At 51.7% G+C, this 1071-nt stretch carries 1 protein-coding gene; it reads left to right on the top strand.

Features of this window, described 5'->3' with window-relative positions; translation table 11 throughout:
- A partial coding sequence (locus tag A3773_RS19695; protein WP_197462821.1) for a hypothetical protein occupies positions 1 to 1055 on the top strand: 1055 nt, incomplete at its 5' end.
- Positions 1056 to 1071: the final 16 nt, after the last annotated feature.

Raw genomic sequence — 1071 nt, 5'->3', positions numbered from 1 at the left:
GGGGGGGGAAGGGGGGAAAAGAAGAAGGAGAAGAGGGAGAAGGAAGAAAAAAAGAGGGGGGGAAAGGGGGAAAAAAGAAAAGGGGGAAAGAAAGGAAGAAGGAAAGGAAAAAAGAAAGGAAGGAGGAGAGGAAAGAGAAAGGAAGGGAGAAAAAAAAAAAAAGGAAGAGGAAGGGGAGAAAAGGGAGGAGGGAGAAAGAAGGGGAGAGAAAGAAGGAGGAGGAGAGGAGAGAGAAAAAAGGAGAAAAAAGGGGAGAGGAAGGGGGGGAGAAAAGGGGAAAAAAAGAAGAGAGAGGAAGAGGGGGGGGGGAAGAGAAGAGGGGAAGAGGAAGAGGAAAGAAGGAGGGAGGAAGGAGAGGAAAAGGGGGGGAAAGAAAAAGAAAAAGGAGAGAGAAAAGAGAGGGAAGAGAAAAGGGAGGAGGAGGGGGGGGGAGGAAGGGAGGGAGGAGGGAAAGAGAAGAAAGGGAAAGAGGAAGGAGAAAGGGAGGGGAAAAGGAGAGGGAGAAAGGAAGGGGAAAAAAAAAGGGAAAAAGGGGGGAAGAGGGGAGGAAAGAAAGGAGGAAGGGAGAGGAAAAGAAGGGGAAGAGAAGGAGGGAAGAGGGAGGGGAGGAGGGAGGGAAAGAGGGAAGAGGGGAGGGAGAGGGGGAAGAAGAGGGAAGAGAGAGAAGGAGGAAAGGAGGGGGGGGGGAGGAGGAGAGAGGGGGAAGGGGAAAAGGGAAGAGGAGGAAAAAAGGAAAGGGGGAGAGGAGGGGAAAGGAAAGAGGGGAAAGGAAGAAGGAAGGGAAAAAGAGGGAGGAAGGAGAGAGGGAGAAAGAGAGGAAGAGGGAAAGGAGGGAAAGGAGAAAAAGGAAAGGGAGGGAGGAAAAAGGAGAAAAAGAAAAGAGGAGGAAAGAGAAAAGGGGAGGAAAAAAAGAAGGGGAAAAAGAGAGAGAGGGAGGGGGGGGAGGAAGGGGGGGGGGGGGAGGGAAAGAAAAGAGGGAGGGGGGAAGAAGGGAGAAAAGAGGAGAGAGAAAGGGGAAAGGGAGAAGGAGAGGAAGGAGAGGCTGGGGTTTATGATGTTGCTTATATTACG

Origin of the sequence: Neptuniibacter pectenicola (assembly GCF_001597735.1) — a bacterium.
GTDB lineage: Bacteria > Pseudomonadota > Gammaproteobacteria > Pseudomonadales > Balneatricaceae > Neptuniibacter > Neptuniibacter pectenicola.
This window is presented reverse-complemented; position numbering and strand designations above follow the sequence as displayed.